This window comes from Chloroflexia bacterium SDU3-3 (genome assembly GCA_009268125.1).
Lineage (GTDB): Bacteria > Chloroflexota > Chloroflexia > Chloroflexales > Roseiflexaceae > SDU3-3.
The window spans coordinates 114,372-133,819 of record WBOU01000011.1 but is presented as its reverse complement, the minus strand read 5'-3'; the positions used below and the strand labels follow the sequence as shown (position 1 = coordinate 133,819).

Sequence of the window (19,448 nt, the reverse complement as noted above, 5' to 3'; positions counted from 1 at the left end):
AGGCAATCTATGCGGTCATCGAATACAAGCCAGCCAGTGGCTATCCCAGCGCAGGCGCGGCGTGGGCGTCGGGTAAATGTCGAGAAGATCGGGACAGTGACGCTGTTCCTGCTCCCCGCCGCGATTATTTATACGATCTTTGTGCTGATGCCAGTGGTGCAGGCGGCCTACTATAGCTTTTTTAAATGGAATGGCCTTGGCTCGCCGACAAATTTCGTTGGGCTTGATAATTTTATCCGTATCTTTAGCGATAAAGTTTTCCAGGGCGCGCTACTCCACAACATCGTGATCGTGGTGCTCTCGATCGCCATCCAGCTGCCGCTGGCCCTGGGGCTGGCGCTGCTGGTGAACAAGGGCCTGCGCGGCAAGACCGTGTTCCGCACGCTGTTCTTTCTGCCCTACGTGCTTTCCGATGTGGTCACCGGCGTGATCTGGAATTTCATCTACAAGGCCGACGGCGGCCTGCTCAACAGCATCCTGTCGCACCTCATCCCCGGCTTCACGGCGCAGGGCTGGCTGGGCAACCCCAAGACGGTGCTGGTGGCGCTGTTTGTGGTGATGACGTGGAAGTACTTTGGGCTGCACCTGCTGCTGTTCCTAGCGGCGCTGCAAGATGTGCCGGTAGAGCTGGAGGAGGCCGCCGCGATCGACGGCGCGACATCCGCCCAGATCACCACGCGCATCATCATCCCGCTGATGGGCAGCACGGCGCGGCTGGCGGTCTATCTGTCGGCGCTTGGCTCCATCCAGATCTTCGACCTGGTGTGGGTGATGACGACCGGCGGCCCGGTGAATGCCAGCGAGACCATGGCGACCTATATGTATAAGTATGGCTTCCAGCGCTTCTCTATCGGCTATGGAAGCTCGGTTGCTATTGCGATCTTCATCTTCTGCTTGGGATTTTCCATGATCTACCAGTTTGCATCCAAACAGCGCGACTAGGCATCAGGAGATCGCTATGATAAGCCAACCCGTTGTTTCCTATCAGAATAGACTGATTCTTGCGCTCAAATATGTGCTGGCGGTGCTGCTATCGCTCATCATCATCGTGCCGCTGATCACGGCGGTGCTGGGCGGCTTCAAGACCAACGCCGACCTGCAGAATAACCCCTTTGCGCTGCCCAAGACCGTGATCTTGACCAACTACTCCGAGGTGCTGTTCAGCTCGTCGTTCTGGCAGCAGCTCTCCAATAGCACCATGGTGACAGTCGCATCGGCGCTGGGCGTGGTGGTGCTGGCGGCGATGCCCGCCTTCGTGTTTGCCCGTATCGAGTTCCGGGGCCGTGAGCTGCTGTTCAACTTCTTCACGCTGGGCCTGCTGTTCCCGATCACGGTGGCCATGCTGCCGCTCTACATCACGCTGCGCAGCGCGCACTTGGTAGACAGCCTGTGGGGCGTGATCATCCCGCAGGTGGCCTTTGGCCTGCCGGGCAACATCCTCATCTTGCGCAATTTCTTCGCGAGCGTGCCCAAGGAGCTGGAGGATGCGAGCGCGATCGATGGCGCGACCACGTTTGGCTTCTTCTGGCGGATCATGCTGCCGCTGGTGCGCCCAGCGCTGGCTGCGGTGGTGGTGCTGACCATGGTCAGCAGCTGGAATGCCTTCTTCCTACCGCTGCTGGTGCTGAACGACACCTCAATCTGGACACTGCCGTTGGGGATCATGCAGTTCCAGGGCCAGTTTGGGTCCGACTGGGTGAAGATCCTGGCCTTCATCTCGCTCTCGCTTATCCCAACGATCGTGTTCTACCTGTTTGCCGAGAAGCAGATCGTGACGGGTCTGACGGCTGGCGCGGTGAAGGGCTAGACCCTTACAGGGTGTCACTTTTGGGGGCATGTACGCGTTATTTTGGGGTCGGGTCGACCGTAGGGAATGCTTGCAGCGTTGCCCGGTTGGGATGACCCGGCTACGGCCTCAATGATAACAGTCCCTCTTGGTTGGTGGGTGCATGCCCTGCGCGGGCAGCGCCTAGGGGCCAGCCCCTAGGAACCCCGCGAGGGGGTGTCACCCCCTTCGAAACCCCCAATTTTGAGCCTTCCAATGCTGTTCCCTGGCGGCTGGGGTTCGTGCATATGGCCAGCAAAATCCTAGCGGCACCTTCGCCGCATGGGCTGGGTGAGTAGGGTGGATCGGTAATCATAGCTTGCGAGCTACGTAGACGCGGTGCTTCTTTTTAACATAGGTTACAAACAACGATGCACGGCGCAAGGTTTGGCTGGTTACCTTTCTTGCTTTGTCGCTTCCAAATGAGTCGCCTAGAAAAGTGATGCTATGTGAAGGGCTAGCCCTTCGGCGATTGAGCAGGAATCTGTGGCACGATCTGTGCGCTTCATCGAGCAGCAAATGCGAGATGAAAGGCGGAGATCATGCTACCAACACAGATCGAAGCGCGGATAGCGAAGTCGCAGGCGCTGGCCGAGCGCGGCGCGGCGGTGGCCGAGGCCATCCATCGCCTGGTGATGCGCGGCGGCCCGCCCGCCCGCCGCGTGGCCGACGCGCTGCACGGCACCGCGCTGGGCCACCCCCTGCACCCCATTCTCACCGACATCCCAATCGGCGCGTGGAGCCTAGCCGCGCTGTGCGACCTTGCTGCGGCTATCACCGGCTCGCCCGATGCCGAGCGCGCCGCCGACACCCTGATTATGGCGGGCGCGGCTGCGGCGGTGCCTACTGCCCTGGCGGGCGCGGCGGACTACTCGACCATTCCCCAGCAGGCGACTGCCACCGGTGCGCTGCACGGCATCCTGAACGGCTCGGCGCTGGGCCTCTACCTGCTGTCGCTGGTGGCGCGGCGTGGCGGCCAGCGCGGCGTGGGCGTGGGCCTCGCGCTGGCGGCGTTTGGGCTGGTGGGGGCCGCCGGGGCGCTGGGCGGCGATCTGGTGTATCGACATAAGGTTGGCGTGAACCACAGCGACCCGCCCGAAGCGGAGGGCGAGTGGGAGGATGCGCTGGCCGAGATCGACCTGGCCGAGGGCGCGCCGCAGCGGGTGGATGTGGCCGACGCGCCGGTGCTGCTCTACCGCGAGGGCGAGCGGGTCTGGGCCATCGGGGCGGTGTGCAGCCACGCCGGGGCGCCGCTGGATGAGGGCACGCCCGACGGCCACTGCATCCAATGCCCCTGGCACGACTCGGTGTTCGACATGCGCAGCGGCGCGGTGGTGCACGGCCCGGCCACCTTCCCCCAGCCCGCCTACGATGTCCGCATCAGCGGGGGGCGCGTGCAGGTGCGCGCCCGCAGCGCGGGCTAGGCCCGCTTGGCGCGGGCCTTGGCCCCCGGCGTGATCAGCCGCTGCGCCGCCGTGATCGTCCCCTCGGGGTCGATTTCCAGCAGCAGGTGCAGCGGCTGGGCCTTCTGCTCGCTGCTCGCTGCGATCTGCGCCGTCGCCGCATCGAGGCTGCGCTCGATGTCGCGCTGGTAGGCGGCGAACTGCCGCCGCACCTGGTCGGCGGCCTTGACCATGTCCTCCTGGTAGTCGTGGTCGTTTTTCCACCAGCCGCCCATCGAGCCGATATCGCCTGCGCGCTGCTTGAGCATTGCGGCGAACCCCTGCCCCGCCGATGCCCAGCGCGGGATCTCGCTCCGCAGCTCCTGGAGGCGGCGCAGGGCGACACCGCTGTCGGTGGGCAGCGCGCAGCGCACCTCGGCGGCGGCGGCGCGGCTGGATGCGGCCATGGCCCACAGCTGGGCGAACTGGGCGTGCTCATCCACACGACGCTGGGCCTCGCGCATCTTCTCGGCGGGGTCGAAGCTGCCCTTTAGGCTCATGCCCTCCAGACGCTTGGCGATCCGCTCCACCTCAATGGCGGCGTTCTCCATGATCCTGCCGCACTCGCGGTCGATGGTGTCCACCTCATTCACGAACGACTGCATATCAAACTCGGTAAGCGCCGACCCGGCCAGCGCGGCGCGAGTGGACTGCAGGCGCTTGAAGTTGTTGCGCAGGCTGGCCATATCCTGGTTGCGCATGCGCTGCTGCAGCTCATCCAGCTGCTGCTCGATGGTTGCGAGGCGCTTGCTGATACCCACCAGGTAGTACTGCGCGGTCGCCATGGCCAGCACCTGCCACACCGCTGTAGCCGCAGCCGCAGCGGGCACGACCGCCGCAATAGGCGCGCCCTGGCCGAGGATCTGGCCATCTGGCCCGATCGCGATGGCGCGCGCGCCACCTTCCAGCGCGGGCATCAGCGGGGCGGTGCCGCTTGAGAGCCGCGCGGCCACCCCTGCGGTGAAGCGCACCACCAGGGTGCGCGCGCTGGCCGATGTGGCCAGCTGCGGCACGTGGCGCACCAGCGCCTCAAGCGCGGCCAGCTGCCCTGGGGCTATGGGGATGCGGGCACGCTGCTCGCTGGGCTGCGGGCGGTAGGCGTGGATGATCATGGCTGGGTGGGCGGGGCTGCCCACCAGCAGGGCGTTGGGCCTGCGCTGGCGCGGGCGCAGCATGGCCACGCCGATCAGCGCGATGGCGATGGCGAGGACGACAGCGATCAGAAGCAGCAGGATGGTCGTGGGCTGCATAGCGCTCCCTCAGTGCATGGGCGGGGCTGACCTACGCGCCAATTATAGCATAGGCCAAGGCTGCGATCGCGCTGCGATGCGGTATTTTCGATATGTGCTCGTAGGTGGGGCGCTCAGAAACGCCCGCCAGGGGCGGGCGCTATGGCATCTCTATGTGCTCTAGGTCTCTGGCTGGCGGCTGCGTCTAGGCCGCTTCTTGCGCGGCGTGGCGCGCTCGGCGGCCTCGGCGTGGTCGCGGGCGTCTGCCGCCGCCTGATCGTAGGATTCGGCGTATGCCTCAAGGTCGGCCTGGAGCGTGGTGACGTAGACATCCCACATGCGCAGGTATGCCTCGTCGATCTCTTCCTGGGTCGGCTGGCGTCTGAGTGGCATGGCGGCCTCCGTCGGTGCTGGCTGCTGGCGGGCCAGCGGCGCTGCTGGCATCGCACACTATACCGCTTTTTGCGGCGTTTGGCGAGATCTTTTTGCTTCGGCCTGCTACCCGGCCTGCGCCAGCCGCAGGTAGGCCTCGTACACCTGCGGCTCGAAGCAGACCACGAGCACCTCGGCCAGCGCCGGGTTTTCCACCAGCGCCGCGCCGATCTCGCGCAGCGCGATCGGCGCGGCCAGCTCCAGCGGGAAGCGGTAGCGCCCCGTGCTGATCGAGGGGAACGCCAGCGTGGCCACCTGATGCTGCGCGGCCAGGGCCAGGCTGCGCCGGTAGCACTGCGCCAGCAGCTCCTGCTCGCCGCGCTGGCCGCCCTGCCACACCGGCCCGACGGTATGGATAACCCAGCGTGCCCGCAGCCCGAACCCAGGGGTGATCTTGGCGTCGCCGGTGGCGCAGCGGCCCAGCCTGCGCCCCGCCTCGGCAAGCTGCGGCCCGGCGGCGCGGTGGATCGCGCCATCCACGCCGCCGCCGCCCTGCAGCGCGGAGTTGGCGGCGTTGACGATGGCATCGACCTCGGCCTTGGTGATGTCGCCCTGGGTGATGCTGATGCGCGGGTGCATAGGTTGCTTTCCTCCTGATAGCTGTTGAGCAGCGGTGGCTCATGTCTGCCCCAACGATGGTAGATAGTAGCATAACCCTGCATCGCCCCGACAAATCAAGAGAATCCTGCTAGAAATCTGGAGGATTATCATAGTGGTTCTCAGGGAAGATTGGTATTCTATGTGCAGACTCCGGTTGCCGCTAGAGATCTGTCCGCCGTCGCCGCTGCCGAGCTTTCATGTCAATTAAGCCTGAAGGAGATCGACCATGCAGATAGGATTGCAGATCCCATCGTTCAAATACCCCGGCGGCCCCGCCGCTATTCGGCCAACGATCAAGGAGATCGTCACCACCGCCGAGGCTGCGGGCTTCTCAAGCCTGTGGGTCATGGACCATTTCTACCAGATCGAGGGCCTATTTGGCGAGGCGCACACCGACCCCATGATGGAGGCCTACACCACGCTTGGCTATATTGCAGGCCTCACCGAGAAGGCATATCTCGGCGTGTTGGTCACAGGCGTTATCTACCGCTACCCCTCAGTGCTGCTGAAGACCGTCAACACGCTCGATATTCTCGCCGGGGGCCGCACCTATTTCGGCATCGGTGCGGCCTGGTATGAGAATGAGGCCCTGGGCTACGGCGTGCCCTACCCGGCCACCTCCGAGCGCTTCGAGCAGCTTGAGGATTGCCTGAAGCTGGCTACGGCGCTCTGGCAGGGCGATGAGGCGGCGTTTGTCGGCAAGCACTTCTCAGCCCCGGCGATCACGAACAACCCGCGCCCAATCTCGACCCCACACCCGCGCGTGATGGTCGGCGGCACGGGGCCAAATAAGACGCTGCGCATGGTGGCGCAGTATGCGGATGCCTGCAATATTGGCGAGTGGGTGGGGCAGGCGAAGATGCAGAGCGCCCTCGATACGCTCAAGCAGCACTGCGATGCGCTCGGGCGCGACTACGACACGGTTGAGAAGACATCGCTCAGCACGGTTCATCTCTCCGGCAGCGATACCGTCGGCGGGGTTATCCAGCGGCTGAAGGATCTCGCGCAGATGGGCTTCACCCACGCCATCTTCAACATGCCTGATGTCTACACCATCGCCCCGCTGGAGACCTTTGCGAAGGAGATCATCCCCGCCGCTGCCGCGCTCTAAAGCGCGCAAAGCCGCCGCGCCCTGGGGGTGCGGCGGCTTCAGATTGCCCGCCTGCGCGCGGGTGCTGCACACGATCGCCGCCTAGCGCTCGTTCCTTCGCGCCCCCGCCGCGCCCTAGTCGCGCTCGCGGCGCTCGTCGATCATCAGGGTGAGCTTCATGCTGGCCACCGTGCCGATGATCAGCAGCACCGTGAGGATGAGGATAGCGTACGAGATGCGCCCACCCAGCAGGATGGTCGCGAGCTGGCCGAGCACATTGATCGCCACTGCGTTGAGCATGAGCTGGCGGAAGGCGTTTATTCCCGCACCCAGATCCGTGCCCTCATTTTTCTTTCCCCAGTGCAGCCCCCACAGGCTGATCTGAACGGCCATCGCGATCAGCAGCATGGCGGTGGAGCGAATGGTCCCTGGGTCCTCCTCATCATCCGCCGACTGGATGAGCATGGCCACCGGCGGGATGAGGAAGGGGAAGAAGAAGATCGCTAGGAAGATGATGCCGACATACTCGATTGCTGTGGCTAGAAACTGAGCGCTGTTTGCCATAGCCACCTCCGCGGTTGCTAGCTGCTGAACGAGATCTCCGTATCGCACCCGATCTCCTGCGGGTCGCTGGGCGCGAGCCGCAGCGTGCCGCTGGCAAACTGGATGCTGATCGCCGACTGCGCGTCTTCGGCCATGGGCTGGCAGAAGATCTCGCCTATCTCTGCGCCGTGCAGCCCGAACTGCGCGGCGTAGTCCACAAAGGTCTCATCCTCATCCGCCAGCTGCTCGGCGGCCTCCTCATCCGTCCACTCCTCCCAGAAGCCCGCGCCGATGTCGAGGAACAGCATCTGCCACGGCTGCTCGCTCGGTTTCAGCAGCACGATATATGGGTGCATGTCCGCCGGGTCCACCATGCCCACCAGCGCATCCACCGTGCAGCCGCGCAGATGTGTGACCTCGAATGTGTGGTTTTGAAAGAGTCGCTCCATTGGTGCTCCCACTATCTTTGAGTATATGCTGTTTTTTTGATGTGCGCCATGCTCTGCTCGATTGCCAGTAGCTGGGCCGCGAAGCTCACCTGGCATGGCACGCGGCATCAACAATCGTTTTTGCGATCTCCTGTATTCCCCGCGCCCCTGTCGGCCCCGCACGCTGCGCACATCCGCGCCTGCGGCGTGCGCAGCGGCTTGCCGCAGGCCGCGCACGGCGGCCCGTAGAGCGCGATTCGGTGGTGCCGGATCTCATTCTGGTCCGGCTCATCCACACCGGTGATCTGCCGGTAGGCCTCGCGCAGCGCCTGGAAGTGCTCGTCGACCGCCACATCCGCCAGCCCCACCCCGTGCTGCTCGCGGTAGGCCTTGATCGACTCGATACCCTGGGTGTGCAGCGGCGCGATGCGGGCGAACTCCTGCTCATCCAGCATGGGCACGTCGCGCTGGCAGCGCCAGCAGTAGAGAATCTTCATCGTGTCCCCGGTATACGCGGTAAATACTCGGCTATGATAGCAGATTATCGCGCCAGCGCCCGATCAGGGCTGCGGCGGGGGTGCGACCACCGCCGTGCTCTCAGCCACGGTTGTGCCGCCGGGGTAGATGCTGTGGATGCGGTAATTGAGGATCGTGCTAAATGGCATGGGGGTAGCGCTGGGGCCGCACGCGCCGAACAGCCGCGCTGCGATCAGCGCGGCCATCAGGTTGTGTATAGCCCTATGCCTCAAGCGCGATATGCGGCCTTCCAAAAAGAAGGCCGCGTGTGAGATGGTGCGCATGCTAGTCAATCGATCAGGATGATATTCTTCCTTAGGGCTTTGCTACTATCGGTATATAGGCGTGGTGGAACTCAGCCTCTTCGGCTGCGATCGTGATGCGCTGCCACGTGGTGCCAGTATCGGCGCTGGTGAAGATGCCAAATTCCTGGCTCACCGCATAGATAGCCGATGTGGTGGGGTGGATTGCGAGGGCCGCTATGTCGGATGGCAGGCTTCCTTGGGTCTTTTTCCAGGTCTTCCCGGTGTCGACCGTGCGGTAGATGGCCACCCCATCGCTAGACATAAAGATTCGCGGATCTTTCGGGTCGATTTCCAGCGCGGTGATCTGGTTCTCGGCCAGGTGCCCTGGCAGCCTGTGGGTGAGCTTTTCCCAGTTCTCGCCCTCATTGGTGGTGCGAAGGATCTCGTGCTCGGTTCGCGCATAGGCCGTCGCGTCGGTCTTGGGGTGGACGATAATCTGATAGACCGTGGTGAAGTCGGGCAATCCGGTGTTGAGTTGCTTCCAGGTGCTGCCTCCATTGCTGCTGCGAATGATCCCGCCACCGCCGCGCGATCCACCAGGCCCTGCGTAGTATGTCTGCCCGGCATAGATGATCTGCGGATCGCTTGGGGCGATGCTGAGCTCGATGATGAGCATTTTTTCGGCTATCTTTTCCCACGAGTCCCCGCCATCGGTGCTGCGGTAGATGCCTGTGATGCGGATGGGAAACATGTGGTCATCATTCATCGATGATGCGTAGATCGTGTTAGGCTGGGATGGGTGAAAGCTGATTGCACAAAAGAGGGGGTAAAACTTCTCTTCGGGTAGCCCGTTCATCACCTTCTCCCAAGTCTGACCGCCGTCGGTGCTGCGGTGGAGCGTTAGGCTTTCTGAGGCGAAGATACGGTCGGGCACATGCGGGTCGAAGTAGTATGAGGCGTAGGGTGTGATAGGATCTGTTCTCGGCTCCCAGGTTGTGCCGCCATCCTGCGAGCGATAGAGTGAACCTGCCTGCGTGTACATGATCTGTGGGTTCGTTGGGCTAATGAAAAGGTCGCTGAATGGCCATCCAGATACGGTTCTATCTGGATGATTGATTGCTGCTGCCGATGCAGAGGGAATTTGCTGCCTAGAGGCTGTTCCGATAAACGGCAGTGCTATGATGCTGGCTATGAACCTTCTTCTGTGGATACGCATAGACTCTGCTCTTTCTGGATCAAAAATTGAGTCTATCGTAGTTCATGATCTTTTTTGAGAGAAGATGAAGAACCTACTTTTCTCCTGATGTTTTTCGTAGGTATGCGCGGTGCCGTAGCGGGCCGGTGCACCGCAGTTGCCTGCTGCGCCATCCGCTCTGGTCGTGGAGGCTATCCCCCCGCCCTCGGCGGCTTGGCCACCAGCCCGAACTTCTCGTCGCTGCGGAACCCCGCCCGCTCGTAGAAGCCCACCGCCTGCGCTCGCCCGGTCATCAGCATCACCTTGTAGCACTGGCGCTGCCACGCGAACTCCAGCGCGCCCCGCATCAGCAGCGTGCCGATGCCGCCGCCCCGGGCCTGCTGATCTACCACCACATTCTCGATCAGGCCGTAGGGCCGCGTCCCTCGGGTGAGATTGGGGATGATCGCCAGCACGCAGGTGGCGACCACGCGCCCGGCCTGCTCGGCCACAAAGGTGTGCATGATCGGGTTTGCCAAGATCGCACCCCACACCTGCTCCACCTGCTCGGCTGGCGGCAGCGGCAGATCGCTGGGGTTGAGCTGCGCGTTGAGGGCGAGGATCGTGGGCAGATCGGCGCGCTCGGCGTGGCGAATGCGGGTGTTGGAATGCGTGCTCATGTGGCCCCCCATGGTGCTGCGAAATACCCTGGCTATTATGTGCCAGAAGCCAGGGCGGGGCAAGCGCCGCGCGGCGGCTTGCCCGAGGTGCGCGAACATGCGGCGCTTCGCCTTGCAAAATTGTGTGCCAGCTCATACACAGCGCGTGGTTGATGTACCCCATGCTGCAAACGAGTACGGCACCTCCGTCGTCTGTAACCCCTGATCATTGCACCACCCTACCATCCCGGCCCATGCGGCGAAGGTGTCGCTCATGTTTTGATGGCCATATGCGCGAACATCAGCAGCTAGGAAACGGCATAGGAATGCTCAAAATGGGGGTTCCAAGGGGGCGTAGCCCCATGGCGGGGTCACTAGGGGCTGGCCCCTAGTCGCCGCCCGCGTAGGGCACACACCAACCAACCAAGCAGAACCACCATCGCTGATAGGCAACAAGCCCAGCACTGATATGAAAAGCGGCACCATGTGAGGTCGATTCCCCCTTTACCCTCGTGCTTTCCCCTGGCATCTTCGCGCTTTTGTGGCATTCGCCCCCCTTTTGCCCCCTCTCGTCGTGGCGTTTTGGTGGTAAGAATCCTTCGGTGTATCGAGAGCGCCTAGGCCCTGCGGCAGCCTTGCCACCCTGTGCTACTATGCCGCTGGGCCGCGCCGCAGCCTGCGTGCGGCCCAGGGGATCACGCCGCGCGGCGATGATGCCGCGCCGAGCAGAGAGACTGTCGTCATGCTGCGTATCAGCGAAAACCGCCGCTTCCTTGTCCACGATGATGGGACGCCCTTCTTCTACCTGGCCGATACCGCCTGGGAGCTGTTCCACCGCCTCACCCTGCCCGAGATCGAGCTGTACCTGCGCGACCGCGCCGCCAAGGGCTTCACCGTCATCCAGGCCGTGGCGCTGGCCGAGCTGGATGGGCTGGATGTGCCTACTATGCAGGGACACTTGCCGCTGATCGACCGCGACCCGTCCCAGCCCAGCGAGCCGTACTTTGCCTTTATCGATACGGTGCTGGATCTGGCCGAGTCGCTGGGCCTCTGGATCGCGCTGCTGCCCACCTGGGGCGACAAGTGGAATAAGAAGTGGGGCGCTGGCCCCGAGATCTTCACGCCCGAGAACGCCTATAGCTACGGCCTGTTCCTTGGCAGGCGCTACGCCCAGCGCTCGATCATCTGGATGCTGGGCGGCGACCGCCCGATTGAGACCGAGGGGCACCGCGAGATCATCCGCGCCATGGCGCGGGGCGTGCGCGAGGGCGACGGTGGCAGCCACCTGATCACCTTCCACACCTGGGGCGCGCACTCCACATCGCAGTACATCCACGACGAGCCGTGGCTCGATTTTCACACCTGCCAGAGCGGCCATAAGCGCAACCGCGAGAACTGGCGCTACATCGAGGCCGACTACGCGCTGACGCCCACCCGCCCCTGCATGGATGCCGAGCCAGGCTATGAGGACTCGCAGGACGACATCGGGAATCTTGAGGGCGGCTACCTAGATGACTACGATGTGCGCAAGGCCATGTACTGGTCGCTGTTCGCCGGTGCGCACGGCCACACCTACGGCTGCTTTCCGGTCTGGTCCATGTGGCGGCCCGGCCTGCCCTACGCCTTCGCCCGCCGCCCCTGGTACGAGGCCATCCACCTGCCCGGCTCACATCAGGTGGGCCACGCCCGTGCGCTGCTGCTTTCGCGCCCCTTCCTCACCCGCATCCCCGATCAGTCGTTGATTGTGTCGGATGTGGGGGCCAGCACCCATCACGTGCAGGCCACGCGCGACGCATCGGGCAGCTACGCGCTGGTCTACATCCCCTCGGGGCAGCCGGTGGAGCTGGATCTGACCGCGCTGTCGGGTGAGCGCACCCTGGCCCGCTGGTTCGACCCGCGCACTGGTGTCGCCAGCGCCATGGGCAGTTTCCCCAGGCGGTCGCGCCAGGTCTTCACCCCGCCGCTCGGCGGCCCCGACTGGGTGCTGGTGCTCGACGATGCGGCGGCCGGCTTCCCCGCCCCGGGCCGTCGCTGACCCGCCGCGCCTCGGCGCACCCCCAGCGTGCCGCGCCGCCCACGATCTTGGGATCGTGGGCGGCGTTCTGCTTATCGTGTCGTGTTGGAGCTGCTTTCGCCCTACTGTGCCGCGCTCGGCAGCGCTAGCGCGGGCAGCCCATCGGTTGGAACCTCATTCCCAGCGCTGTGCTTGCTCGCCTCGATGCCCTCGCCGGTCACCGCGTCGATGATCACCGCCACCTGCGAGAAACGCTCATCTTTGGCGGTGTCCATGCTGCCCGCCGCAGGCGCGAGCTGCGCCACCGCGTCGCCCTCGAAGATGACGAGCCATACCCTGCGGTTACGCTGGCTTTCCGGGATGCTATGCTCCTCGGTTCCAGATGCGATCGTCGCGGCTTCGCCGTAGCTGGCGAGCTTGCCGTGGGCCGTCGAGGGCATGCCCACCAGCTTTCCCGCAGGTGAATCCGCCTGCGCGTGGGCCAGGGCCATGGCCACGGCACGCTCGGCGGGCAGCGGCGCGGCCTGCGCGGCTCCCCCGCCGCAGCCCGCCAGCGCGAGCAGACATGCGGCGAGGGGGAAAAGGTAGGATATGGTGATGGTGAAATAGAGAGGGATAGTTCTACGCATTACCGTCTCCAATCTAATGAGGTGCGACCGCAGCTTGCATATTGCTGCACAATGAGCAGGGTTGTATCGTGCGGTCTGGCGGCTATGTGAGCATATCATCAAAAACATACGCTATATGATCCTAGCTTACTTTGTTGGATGGGAGACCTGGTATAGGCGGGATCATCACCGTGAATTTTTGGAACTGGCATACGACCTGCCGGTGATTATGGGCCACCACTCCTACATCTAACCGGCTATGTGGCAATCGCTCAATGCGGCGGTGCCCCACACAAATATCATTGATATAGAACCAGTGATCGTCATTCTGTGCAAGGATGGCAATACGGTTGTACTTGCCAGGGCGCACCATCGGTGCAGCAGTGCGATCCATGTGGATGATAAAGTTATCCCCCCCATCGAGAGTCTGTACCACAGAGACGAGCTGCTTTGGCTCGCGAATCCGCATCATGGCGTGGCAGCCATCGTGGATCTCCTCGAATACGAAGGTGTAGCCTTCTTCATCTGTATCGCCTGCAACCCGTAGCGCATCGACCTGCGCATAGTAGGTTGGCGGTGCAATGCAGTGGGAATCGCCCCCCATAAATACCCCGCCGTGAAAGTGGCTTTGGAGCGACAGCTGGTAGGTGCCATCGCTGATTGAGCGATCGATTGTGCATGTGCCATCTTGCTTTTTGCCCACACCCCACCGATTAGCGTTATGGGTAAACGACTCGGTTAGGATAGGCTGCCACTCTTGTCGAATCTGTATGAGCGATGGTGCTAGCTGCTGCGCGAGCGGCTGTGCAGCGATACGCTGCTCGTTGTAGCGGACTACCTCGGCAGCCTGCAGTCGCTCAATTGGCGTTCCGTAGAGCACCCAAGCTGGATTGACACTGTAGAGCAACATATCGGCCTGCAGCGGCGTCAGTGCGAGCGCATATGCGAGTTTTCTGACATCTTCCGGGTAGCGCGGGATAGCTGCATCATTAAACCAGTTGCTGAGCGTGCGTAACGCGATCCCGGTTTCGTGGGCAAGATCTCTCTGGGTCTTACGTTGATCGGCAGGGATTGACGGGTCTTGTTGCAATACAAAGAAGATGTTTAGCAATTCGCCAAAGCTGTAGTTGGGCATTAGACAATCTCCTCTGTTCGATTGCGCAAAAACGTAGATCCGATGAGTGCCTATCAGTATACTGCATGCAGGTGGATGGGCGCACTACCTTCCATCTGATGAGAAAGGCATATTGTCCAGAAAGGAGATGGCTATGTTCGTATGATAGCTAGGCCGCGTGGCGCGAGAAAATCCTGGTGGTTTTTCCGTAATCGCCATGAAATCTACAAGGAGCAAGTGATAGGATGACGAAAGCCTTCCGTCGCTTGGTGCGCCCTCTGCTGCTTATCGTGTGTTTTGTGATGGCTGTCTCCTTTGCCATCCCCACACGTGTGGTGCAGGCTGCTGGATACCCGTCACTGACCTATATTCGCTTCAACCGCTCCGGCGGCAGTATCTCGGCAACATACTGTATCGCCGCCGATAGCTACCAGCTCTACTGGGGTGAGAGTTCGCCAAGCTACTGGTATAGCTATGCGTTTGTTGTGAATGTCGTTTTATGCTGCGGGAGTATCGCTGCACGCTGCGGCGGGTTGTGTGCGCACATTTTTCACACGGAAACGTGTTGCGGCAGGTTGTGTGCGGTATGCGCGGGCGCTCGTTTTGTTGCGATGAGGCTATAGCGAGGATCATGTGGTGCTGCTGGGTCGTATTTGAAGGGTTGGCAGGCTGCGTGGCTGTGCTGGCAGTGATTATTAGCCCTGCATGGGGCGGCGTCTCCCCGATTATTAATTTTTAGTAAAAAATCTGACACATCTCAAAAGATTAAGCATTGCTGCCTGGCGCTAAAACTTTATACTGATCGTATCGTGTTGGCTGCCAACAAAGAGCGATGTGTGCGACGGGATCTTGGCCAGGGCCGGGGCTTTCACCCCGCTGCGCTGTAGGGTCGTTGCGCCAATCGACGGGGTGATGCTTGTCGGCAGCGGCGAGCGGCAGCAATCGGCCGTCATTGCCCAGGCAGTTCCCCGACCGCTCTATGGCCTCGGGCGTATCCACTATCGCGTATTCAAAGGAGAATGCACCCCATGAGTAAGCAGTTTTATCGTGGTGGCATCGGCATTGTGTCCCTGCTGCTGGGCGCGCTGGCGCTGGGCACTGGGCCCGCACAGGCCCGCGTCGCGCAGCAGAGCAGCACCTGTCGGGTTGACTACGTGCCCAATAGCTGGGGCACTGGTTTTACCGCCGATGTGAAAGTGACGAACCTGGGCGCGGCGATCTCGGGCGGCTGGACGCTGACATGGTCCTTCTCCGGCAACCAGCAGGTCTCTAACGCCTGGAACGCGGTGATCACGCAGAGCGGGGCGAATGTGACGGCCCGCAACAGCGCCGACTGGAATGCCAGCATTCCCTCCGGCGGCACGCAGAGCTTCGGCTTTCAGGGCACCTACAGCGGCACCAACGCCGTCCCTGGCAGCTTCTCGCTGAACGGCGTGCCCTGCGGCGACGCGGCGACCACGCCGACCCCCACTAGCCCTGCGGGCAGCACGCCGACCGCGGTTCTGCCCACCGCCACACCCATCACCACCAACCCGACGGCCACGCCAGTGCCTGCCAGCTACGCGCTGACGGTGACGAAGAGCGGCACCGGCAGCGGCACCGTGACGGGCAGCGGGATCAACTGCGGATCGACCTGTAGCGCAACCTACGCCAGCGGCACCAGCGTCACGCTGACAGCTGCGGCGTCTGCTGGCTCGACCTTCGCTGGCTGGGGCGGGGCCTGCTCGGGCACGGCATCCACCTGCACGGTCGCGATGACCGCCGCCAAGAGCGTGACGGCCAGCTTCTCGGCCACGGCGGCCTGCTCGCTGCCCTCGCAGTTCCGCTGGTCCTCTACCGGCCCGCTGGCCAACCCCAAGTCGGGCTGGGTCTCGCTTAAGGACTTCACCACCGTAACCTACAACGGCCAGCACCTGGTGTACATGACCACGCACGACAGCGGATCGACCTGGGGCTCGGCCTTCTTCAGCTTCAACGACTGGTCGCAGGCGGGCAGCGCCACCCAGGTGGGCATGCGGCGCGGCACGGTAGCCCCTACGCTGTTCTACTTCAGCCCCAAGCGGATCTGGGTGCTGGCCTTCCAGTGGGGTGCGACGCCGTTCCGCTATATGACCTCGACCGACCCGACCAACCCATCCAGCTGGGGCAATGAAGGCTCGCTGTTCTCGGGCAGCATCTCGAACTCCGGCACGGGGCCGATCGACCAGACGGTGATCTGCGATGGCCAGAACTGCTATCTGTTCTTCGCCGGTGACAACGGGCGGATCTACCGATCCAGCATGCCGATCGGCAATTTCCCCGGCACCTTCGGCGCGGCCACCACGATTATGACCGACAGCACCAACAATCTGTTCGAGGCCGTGCAGGTCTACAAGGTGCAGGGCCAGAACCAGTACCTGATGATCGTCGAGGCGATCGGCGCGCGCGGGCGCTACTTCCGGTCGTTCACCGCCACCAGCCTGGGCGGGTCGTGGACGCCGCTGGCCGCATCGGAGAACAACCCGTTTGCGGGCATCAACAACGTGAGCTTTGCCAATGGCAATGCGTGGACCAACGACATCAGCCACGGCGATCTGGTGCGCAACAACCCCGATGAGACGATGACGATCGACCCCTGCAACCTGCAGATGCTGTACCAGGGCTTCGACAAGACCAAGACGGGTCTGGACTATGGCCTGATCCCGTACCGCCCGGCCCTGCTGACGCTGCAGCGGTAGCGCTGTGATAGCCTAGCATGTACAGAGGCCGTCGGCACATCGCCTGTGGGTGTGCCGACGGCCTCTGTGCTTGTTTGTGGGATGTGCAGTGGCTGCTGATCGGTGCGGTGCGTGTGCAGCGCGGGCGGATCTTTTTAGGGTGTTCTTTGTTTAGGAGTGTTTCTGCGTCGGGACAAACGAGGGCACTGTTTGGATCGTTGCGCGGTCGGGTCGACCGAGGGCGCTGGGCTTTTTTTCCATCAGCGGTGGATGCCGTGTGCGGGCGGCCCCAAGGGCTCCGCGCCCTTGGAACCCCGCCAGGGGCGTTGCCCCTTTGAACCCCAATTTGTAGTATTCCTATGCTGAAGGTGGCTGGCGTTCGTGCATATGGCCATCAAAACACAAGCAGCACCTTCGCCGCATGGGAAAAGTAGCAGGAAATAGTTTTTAGTCCCTTTGCGCCTTTAGATCTTCGTGATGAACAGGTTTTGGGGTTCCCTTGGTGTCTTGGTGGTAAATAGATTTATTCCCTTCGGGTCTTTGTGGTGAAGCGGTTCTTTGCCCCGCGCGGCTAGGCGACAGTGCGCGAGACGATGATCTCGTACCAGGGAGTTGCGGGGCTGCCGATTGTGAAGCGCCAGCCCTGGGCGGTGCGCTGGGCCTGGCTGGCAGGGCCGAGCGGCAGCCCCGCGCCATCTAGTGGGGTGATCTGCACCTCCTGCGCCAGATCGATCTGGCCCAGCGTGATGCTGCCGCGCACCGGCTCGATCTGCGCGGGGGCGTGGCCGTAGTCGGTGGCCTTGGTGCGGTCCTCGTTCCACTGCTGGCCGGTGTTCTCGACCTTGGCCGCCACTGTGAGCAGCAGCCGCGCGGATCGGGCGATCGGCAGATCATCCAGCGCGGCCAGCGTGATGGCGCAGAAGGTGTTTTCCAGATAGGCGCTCAGGTGGCGCAGGGCTGGCCTGCCCGCCGCTAGGAAGCCGATCAGGGCCTGCGAGCGCGCGGTGTCCACCGTGATGATCCCGCCGTGCTCGGGTGAGACCTGCCAGCACAGCTCGCCAGTGTCGGCGGCCAGCGCGCCAGCCTCGGCGGCGGGGTAGTCGTTCTGGCCAGCGCCATCCAGCGACCCGATGCGCACCCGATGCTGGAGCGCCAGCGCGGGCGAGAAGCCGGGGGTGTAGTAGGGCGCGTGGGCCTCATCCATGCGCAGGGTCTCGCGCAGCTGCTCGGGCGTGTAGCTGCGCTGCACCAGCTGGCTGGCGGCGCGCACATCGCCGCGCAGGAACAGCAAGGCCCCGGCAGCCAGCTGCGGCATCTTCACGGGGTCGAGCAGCATGTCGAAGGCGTCGCCCAGCGACGCGGGCCACGCGGGGTCGCTCTTCAGCTCCACGGTATACCAGATCACGCCGTCCCAATCTTGCAGGCTGGCGTAGGCGGCCAGCGTGGGGATGCCCTCGGCCATCCAGTCGTGGGGGAAGGGGTTGTTGACCTCGCTGACGATAAAGGGTTTGCCCGCCACCGCCGTGCGGGCCAGCCGCGCCACGGTGGAGATCAGCGGGTCGTTGACCATGGGGGTGTTCTTCTTGCCGGGGAAGGCCTCGTGCTGCCAGTAGTCGTGGCCATCCAGGATGTCGAGCGCGGCGTTGGCCCAGATCGTGGGGTAGCCGCTCCACTCGTGGTTGTGATCGCTAGAGCCGAGCAGCAGCGACTGGACGCCCAGCTCGCCGCGCAGGAAGTCGCGCATTTCGCAGAAAAAGCTGCGCTCGGCATCCATATAGAATCCGGCCTCGGTCTGGAACTGGCGGGCGGGCGCGGTGGCAAATGCGCTGCGGTGCAGGCGCTGCACCGGCTGCCCGGCGGGCGTGCCGGTGAGCGCGCGGTACTCGGCCAGCTCCGTGGGCGAGAGGCGCTGGGCCAGATAGGCGTTGTACTGCTCGGTGAGCATGTCGGCGTAGTACGCGGGCAGCGGACGCCAGTTTGGGTCTGCCGAGAGCGGCTGCGTGGGGTGCGTGCGCCCATGCCACCAGGCCTCCACCAGCGAGTTCTCGTTGACCAGCTCCACGATCACGATCGCTGGCTCGTGGCGATACTCGCTGCCGGTGTAGGGGTTGACGTGGGTGAGCAGCTGGCGGGCGTACTGCTTCTGCAGCGCGATCAGGCGCGGGCTGGTGAAGCTTATGGCCTTGGCCCAGCCGATCTGGTCGTGGTCGGCCACATCATCGCCCGCCTTATACGATCTTCCGACCATCAGGTTGAGGTCGCAGTAGATGCCGCGCTGTTTTAGCTGAGCCACCCAGAAGTCCAGGCGGTCGAGCTGATCGGCGTCGAAGTGCACGGTGTCATCGTGGGCGGGGTCGATGATGCCCCTGGGGGCGAACAGATCGAGGAAGTGCAGGCGCACACAGTTGATGCCATGGCGCGCGAGGGCCGCCGCGTAGATCGGGGCATCGTGCTTGGTGGGCAGCATGACCGAGCCGGGCGTCCAGTCGGTCACATTCACGCCCCACAGGCGCAGGCGCTGGCCCGAGGGCTTGACCAGGTGGCCATCCTGAACCGTGACAAAGCCATCTTTTCCCGCTGGGGCATCCAGCAGGGACGAGAGATCGATATGCGACTGCTGGCCGCTGCGGTGATCAATTGAAAAGGGCTGCATAGCTATTCCTTCTATGGTGGCGGGCAAGAAAAAAGCACGAAGCGCGGAAGCGGCGGCTTCTGGCGTCTTCGTGCTGCGGCGTGCGGAAGAGACAGCGGGCTGCGAGCAGCCCTGGGGGCGCGCGCCAGGCACCTGCGCCGTGGGTGCGGCGGGGCGGTCGTGGCCCCGCGCGGTGCCTAG

General features: G+C 63.3%; 18 protein-coding genes. 7 read left to right on the top strand and 11 right to left on the bottom strand.

All coding sequences use genetic code 11. From position 1 onward, the window contains the following. Positions 1 to 9 precede the first annotated feature (9 nt). The 3 genes from F8S13_18240 (at position 10) to F8S13_18230 (ending at position 3,249) form a co-directional block, all read left to right on the top strand. Positions 10 to 942, top strand: coding sequence for a sugar ABC transporter permease (locus F8S13_18240; protein KAB8141683.1), 933 nt, complete (start codon positions 10 to 12; stop codon positions 940 to 942). A 16-nt stretch (positions 943 to 958) separates the two neighbouring features. Beyond that, positions 959 to 1,807 (top strand): carbohydrate ABC transporter permease, encoded by an 849-nt coding sequence (locus F8S13_18235; protein KAB8141682.1) that lies wholly within the window; start codon positions 959 to 961, stop codon positions 1,805 to 1,807. Between the two features lie 560 nt (positions 1,808 to 2,367). Then, positions 2,368 to 3,249, top strand: a complete 882-nt coding sequence (locus F8S13_18230) for a Rieske 2Fe-2S domain-containing protein (GenBank protein ID KAB8141681.1) — start codon at positions 2,368 to 2,370, stop codon at positions 3,247 to 3,249. Here the strand turns inward: F8S13_18230 and F8S13_18225 are convergent. From F8S13_18225 to F8S13_18215, 3 genes are all read right to left on the bottom strand, one after another. Continuing rightward, positions 3,246 to 4,517, bottom strand: a complete 1,272-nt coding sequence (locus tag F8S13_18225; protein ID KAB8141680.1) for a hypothetical protein — start codon at positions 4,515 to 4,517, stop codon at positions 3,246 to 3,248. The two genes, F8S13_18230 and F8S13_18225, sit on opposite strands and share 4 nt — an antisense overlap. A 159-nt stretch (positions 4,518 to 4,676) precedes the next feature. Beyond that, on the bottom strand, positions 4,677 to 4,889 hold the full coding sequence (locus tag F8S13_18220; protein KAB8141679.1) for a hypothetical protein: 213 nt from the start codon (positions 4,887 to 4,889) through the stop codon (positions 4,677 to 4,679). A 105-nt stretch (positions 4,890 to 4,994) separates the two neighbouring features. Then, positions 4,995 to 5,507 carry an O-acetyl-ADP-ribose deacetylase gene (locus F8S13_18215; GenBank protein ID KAB8141678.1) on the bottom strand — a complete coding sequence of 171 codons (513 nt, stop codon included), beginning with the start codon at positions 5,505 to 5,507 and terminating at the stop codon, positions 4,995 to 4,997. A 247-nt stretch (positions 5,508 to 5,754) separates the two neighbouring features. Between F8S13_18215 and F8S13_18210 the strand changes: the two genes are divergently transcribed. Then, positions 5,755 to 6,639: a TIGR03560 family F420-dependent LLM class oxidoreductase gene (locus tag F8S13_18210; GenBank protein ID KAB8141677.1), complete on the top strand. Its 885-nt coding sequence runs from the start codon at positions 5,755 to 5,757 to the stop codon at positions 6,637 to 6,639. A gap of 114 nt (positions 6,640 to 6,753) precedes the next feature. On the opposite strand, the gene F8S13_18205 is transcribed toward F8S13_18210, so the two are convergent. The 5 genes from F8S13_18205 to F8S13_18185 form a co-directional block, all read right to left on the bottom strand. Further along, positions 6,754 to 7,182: a hypothetical protein gene (locus F8S13_18205; GenBank protein KAB8141676.1), complete on the bottom strand. Its 429-nt coding sequence runs from the start codon at positions 7,180 to 7,182 to the stop codon at positions 6,754 to 6,756. Positions 7,183 to 7,199: 17 nt separating this feature from the next. After that, positions 7,200 to 7,610, bottom strand: a complete 411-nt coding sequence (locus tag F8S13_18200) for a hypothetical protein (GenBank protein ID KAB8141675.1) — start codon at positions 7,608 to 7,610, stop codon at positions 7,200 to 7,202. 107 nt (positions 7,611 to 7,717) lie between these two features. After that, entirely contained in the window at positions 7,718 to 8,044 is a 327-nt protein-coding gene (locus F8S13_18195) for a hypothetical protein (GenBank protein KAB8141757.1), read from the bottom strand. Between the two features lie 376 nt (positions 8,045 to 8,420). Beyond that, the gene (locus tag F8S13_18190) at positions 8,421 to 9,566 is read right to left on the bottom strand and encodes a hypothetical protein (protein ID KAB8141674.1); all 1,146 of its coding nucleotides are present in this window, start codon (positions 9,564 to 9,566) and stop codon (positions 8,421 to 8,423) included. A 170-nt stretch (positions 9,567 to 9,736) separates the two neighbouring features. Beyond that, entirely contained in the window at positions 9,737 to 10,204 is a 468-nt protein-coding gene (locus tag F8S13_18185; GenBank protein ID KAB8141673.1) for a GNAT family N-acetyltransferase, read from the bottom strand. 730 nt (positions 10,205 to 10,934) lie between these two features. Here F8S13_18185 and F8S13_18180 point away from each other — a divergent pair. After that, on the top strand, positions 10,935 to 12,218 hold the full coding sequence (locus F8S13_18180) for a DUF4038 domain-containing protein (protein ID KAB8141756.1): 1,284 nt from the start codon (positions 10,935 to 10,937) through the stop codon (positions 12,216 to 12,218). Positions 12,219 to 12,319: 101 nt separating this feature from the next. Here F8S13_18180 and F8S13_18175 read toward each other — a convergent pair whose 3' ends face one another. After that, positions 12,320 to 12,826 (bottom strand): hypothetical protein, encoded by a 507-nt coding sequence (locus F8S13_18175; protein ID KAB8141672.1) that lies wholly within the window; start codon positions 12,824 to 12,826, stop codon positions 12,320 to 12,322. Positions 12,827 to 12,947: 121 nt separating this feature from the next. Beyond that, positions 12,948 to 13,940, bottom strand: coding sequence for a helix-turn-helix transcriptional regulator (locus F8S13_18170; GenBank protein KAB8141671.1), 993 nt, complete (start codon positions 13,938 to 13,940; stop codon positions 12,948 to 12,950). Positions 13,941 to 14,164: 224 nt separating this feature from the next. On the opposite strand from F8S13_18170, the gene F8S13_18165 reads away from it, so the two are divergent. Next, entirely contained in the window at positions 14,165 to 14,542 is a 378-nt protein-coding gene (locus F8S13_18165) for a hypothetical protein (protein KAB8141670.1), read from the top strand. 405 nt (positions 14,543 to 14,947) lie between these two features. Further along, on the top strand, positions 14,948 to 16,636 hold the full coding sequence (locus tag F8S13_18160) for an arabinofuranosidase (GenBank protein ID KAB8141669.1): 1,689 nt from the start codon (positions 14,948 to 14,950) through the stop codon (positions 16,634 to 16,636). A gap of 550 nt (positions 16,637 to 17,186) precedes the next feature. Here F8S13_18160 and F8S13_18155 read toward each other — a convergent pair. Beyond that, a complete protein-coding gene (locus tag F8S13_18155; protein ID KAB8141668.1) occupies positions 17,187 to 19,268 on the bottom strand; it encodes a hypothetical protein in 2,082 nt (693 codons plus the stop codon). Positions 19,269 to 19,448 lie beyond the last annotated feature (180 nt).

What these genes read in the sequence shown, in the direction of transcription:
- F8S13_18215 (KAB8141678.1), bottom strand. Translation starts at nt 5,507, where the DNA reads ATGCACCCGCGCATCAGCATCACCCAGGGCGACATCACCAAGGCCGAG.
- F8S13_18155 (KAB8141668.1), bottom strand. Translation starts at nt 19,268, where the DNA reads ATGCAGCCCTTTTCAATTGATCACCGCAGCGGCCAGCAGTCGCATATC.
- F8S13_18170 (KAB8141671.1), bottom strand. Translation starts at nt 13,940, where the DNA reads ATGCCCAACTACAGCTTTGGCGAATTGCTAAACATCTTCTTTGTATTG.
- F8S13_18235 (KAB8141682.1), top strand. Translation starts at nt 959, where the DNA reads ATGATAAGCCAACCCGTTGTTTCCTATCAGAATAGACTGATTCTTGCG.
- F8S13_18165 (KAB8141670.1), top strand. Translation starts at nt 14,165, where the DNA reads ATGACGAAAGCCTTCCGTCGCTTGGTGCGCCCTCTGCTGCTTATCGTG.
- F8S13_18190 (KAB8141674.1), bottom strand. Translation starts at nt 9,566, where the DNA reads ATGCGTATCCACAGAAGAAGGTTCATAGCCAGCATCATAGCACTGCCG.
- F8S13_18175 (KAB8141672.1), bottom strand. Translation starts at nt 12,826, where the DNA reads ATGCGTAGAACTATCCCTCTCTATTTCACCATCACCATATCCTACCTT.
- F8S13_18200 (KAB8141675.1), bottom strand. Translation starts at nt 7,610, where the DNA reads ATGGAGCGACTCTTTCAAAACCACACATTCGAGGTCACACATCTGCGC.
- F8S13_18210 (KAB8141677.1), top strand. Translation starts at nt 5,755, where the DNA reads ATGCAGATAGGATTGCAGATCCCATCGTTCAAATACCCCGGCGGCCCC.
- F8S13_18230 (KAB8141681.1), top strand. Translation starts at nt 2,368, where the DNA reads ATGCTACCAACACAGATCGAAGCGCGGATAGCGAAGTCGCAGGCGCTG.
- F8S13_18220 (KAB8141679.1), bottom strand. Translation starts at nt 4,889, where the DNA reads ATGCCACTCAGACGCCAGCCGACCCAGGAAGAGATCGACGAGGCATAC.
- F8S13_18160 (KAB8141669.1), top strand. Translation starts at nt 14,948, where the DNA reads ATGAGTAAGCAGTTTTATCGTGGTGGCATCGGCATTGTGTCCCTGCTG.
- F8S13_18240 (KAB8141683.1), top strand. Translation starts at nt 10, where the DNA reads ATGCGGTCATCGAATACAAGCCAGCCAGTGGCTATCCCAGCGCAGGCG.
- F8S13_18185 (KAB8141673.1), bottom strand. Translation starts at nt 10,204, where the DNA reads ATGAGCACGCATTCCAACACCCGCATTCGCCACGCCGAGCGCGCCGAT.
- F8S13_18225 (KAB8141680.1), bottom strand. Translation starts at nt 4,517, where the DNA reads ATGCAGCCCACGACCATCCTGCTGCTTCTGATCGCTGTCGTCCTCGCC.
- F8S13_18205 (KAB8141676.1), bottom strand. Translation starts at nt 7,182, where the DNA reads ATGGCAAACAGCGCTCAGTTTCTAGCCACAGCAATCGAGTATGTCGGC.
- F8S13_18195 (KAB8141757.1), bottom strand. Translation starts at nt 8,044, where the DNA reads ATGCTGGATGAGCAGGAGTTCGCCCGCATCGCGCCGCTGCACACCCAG.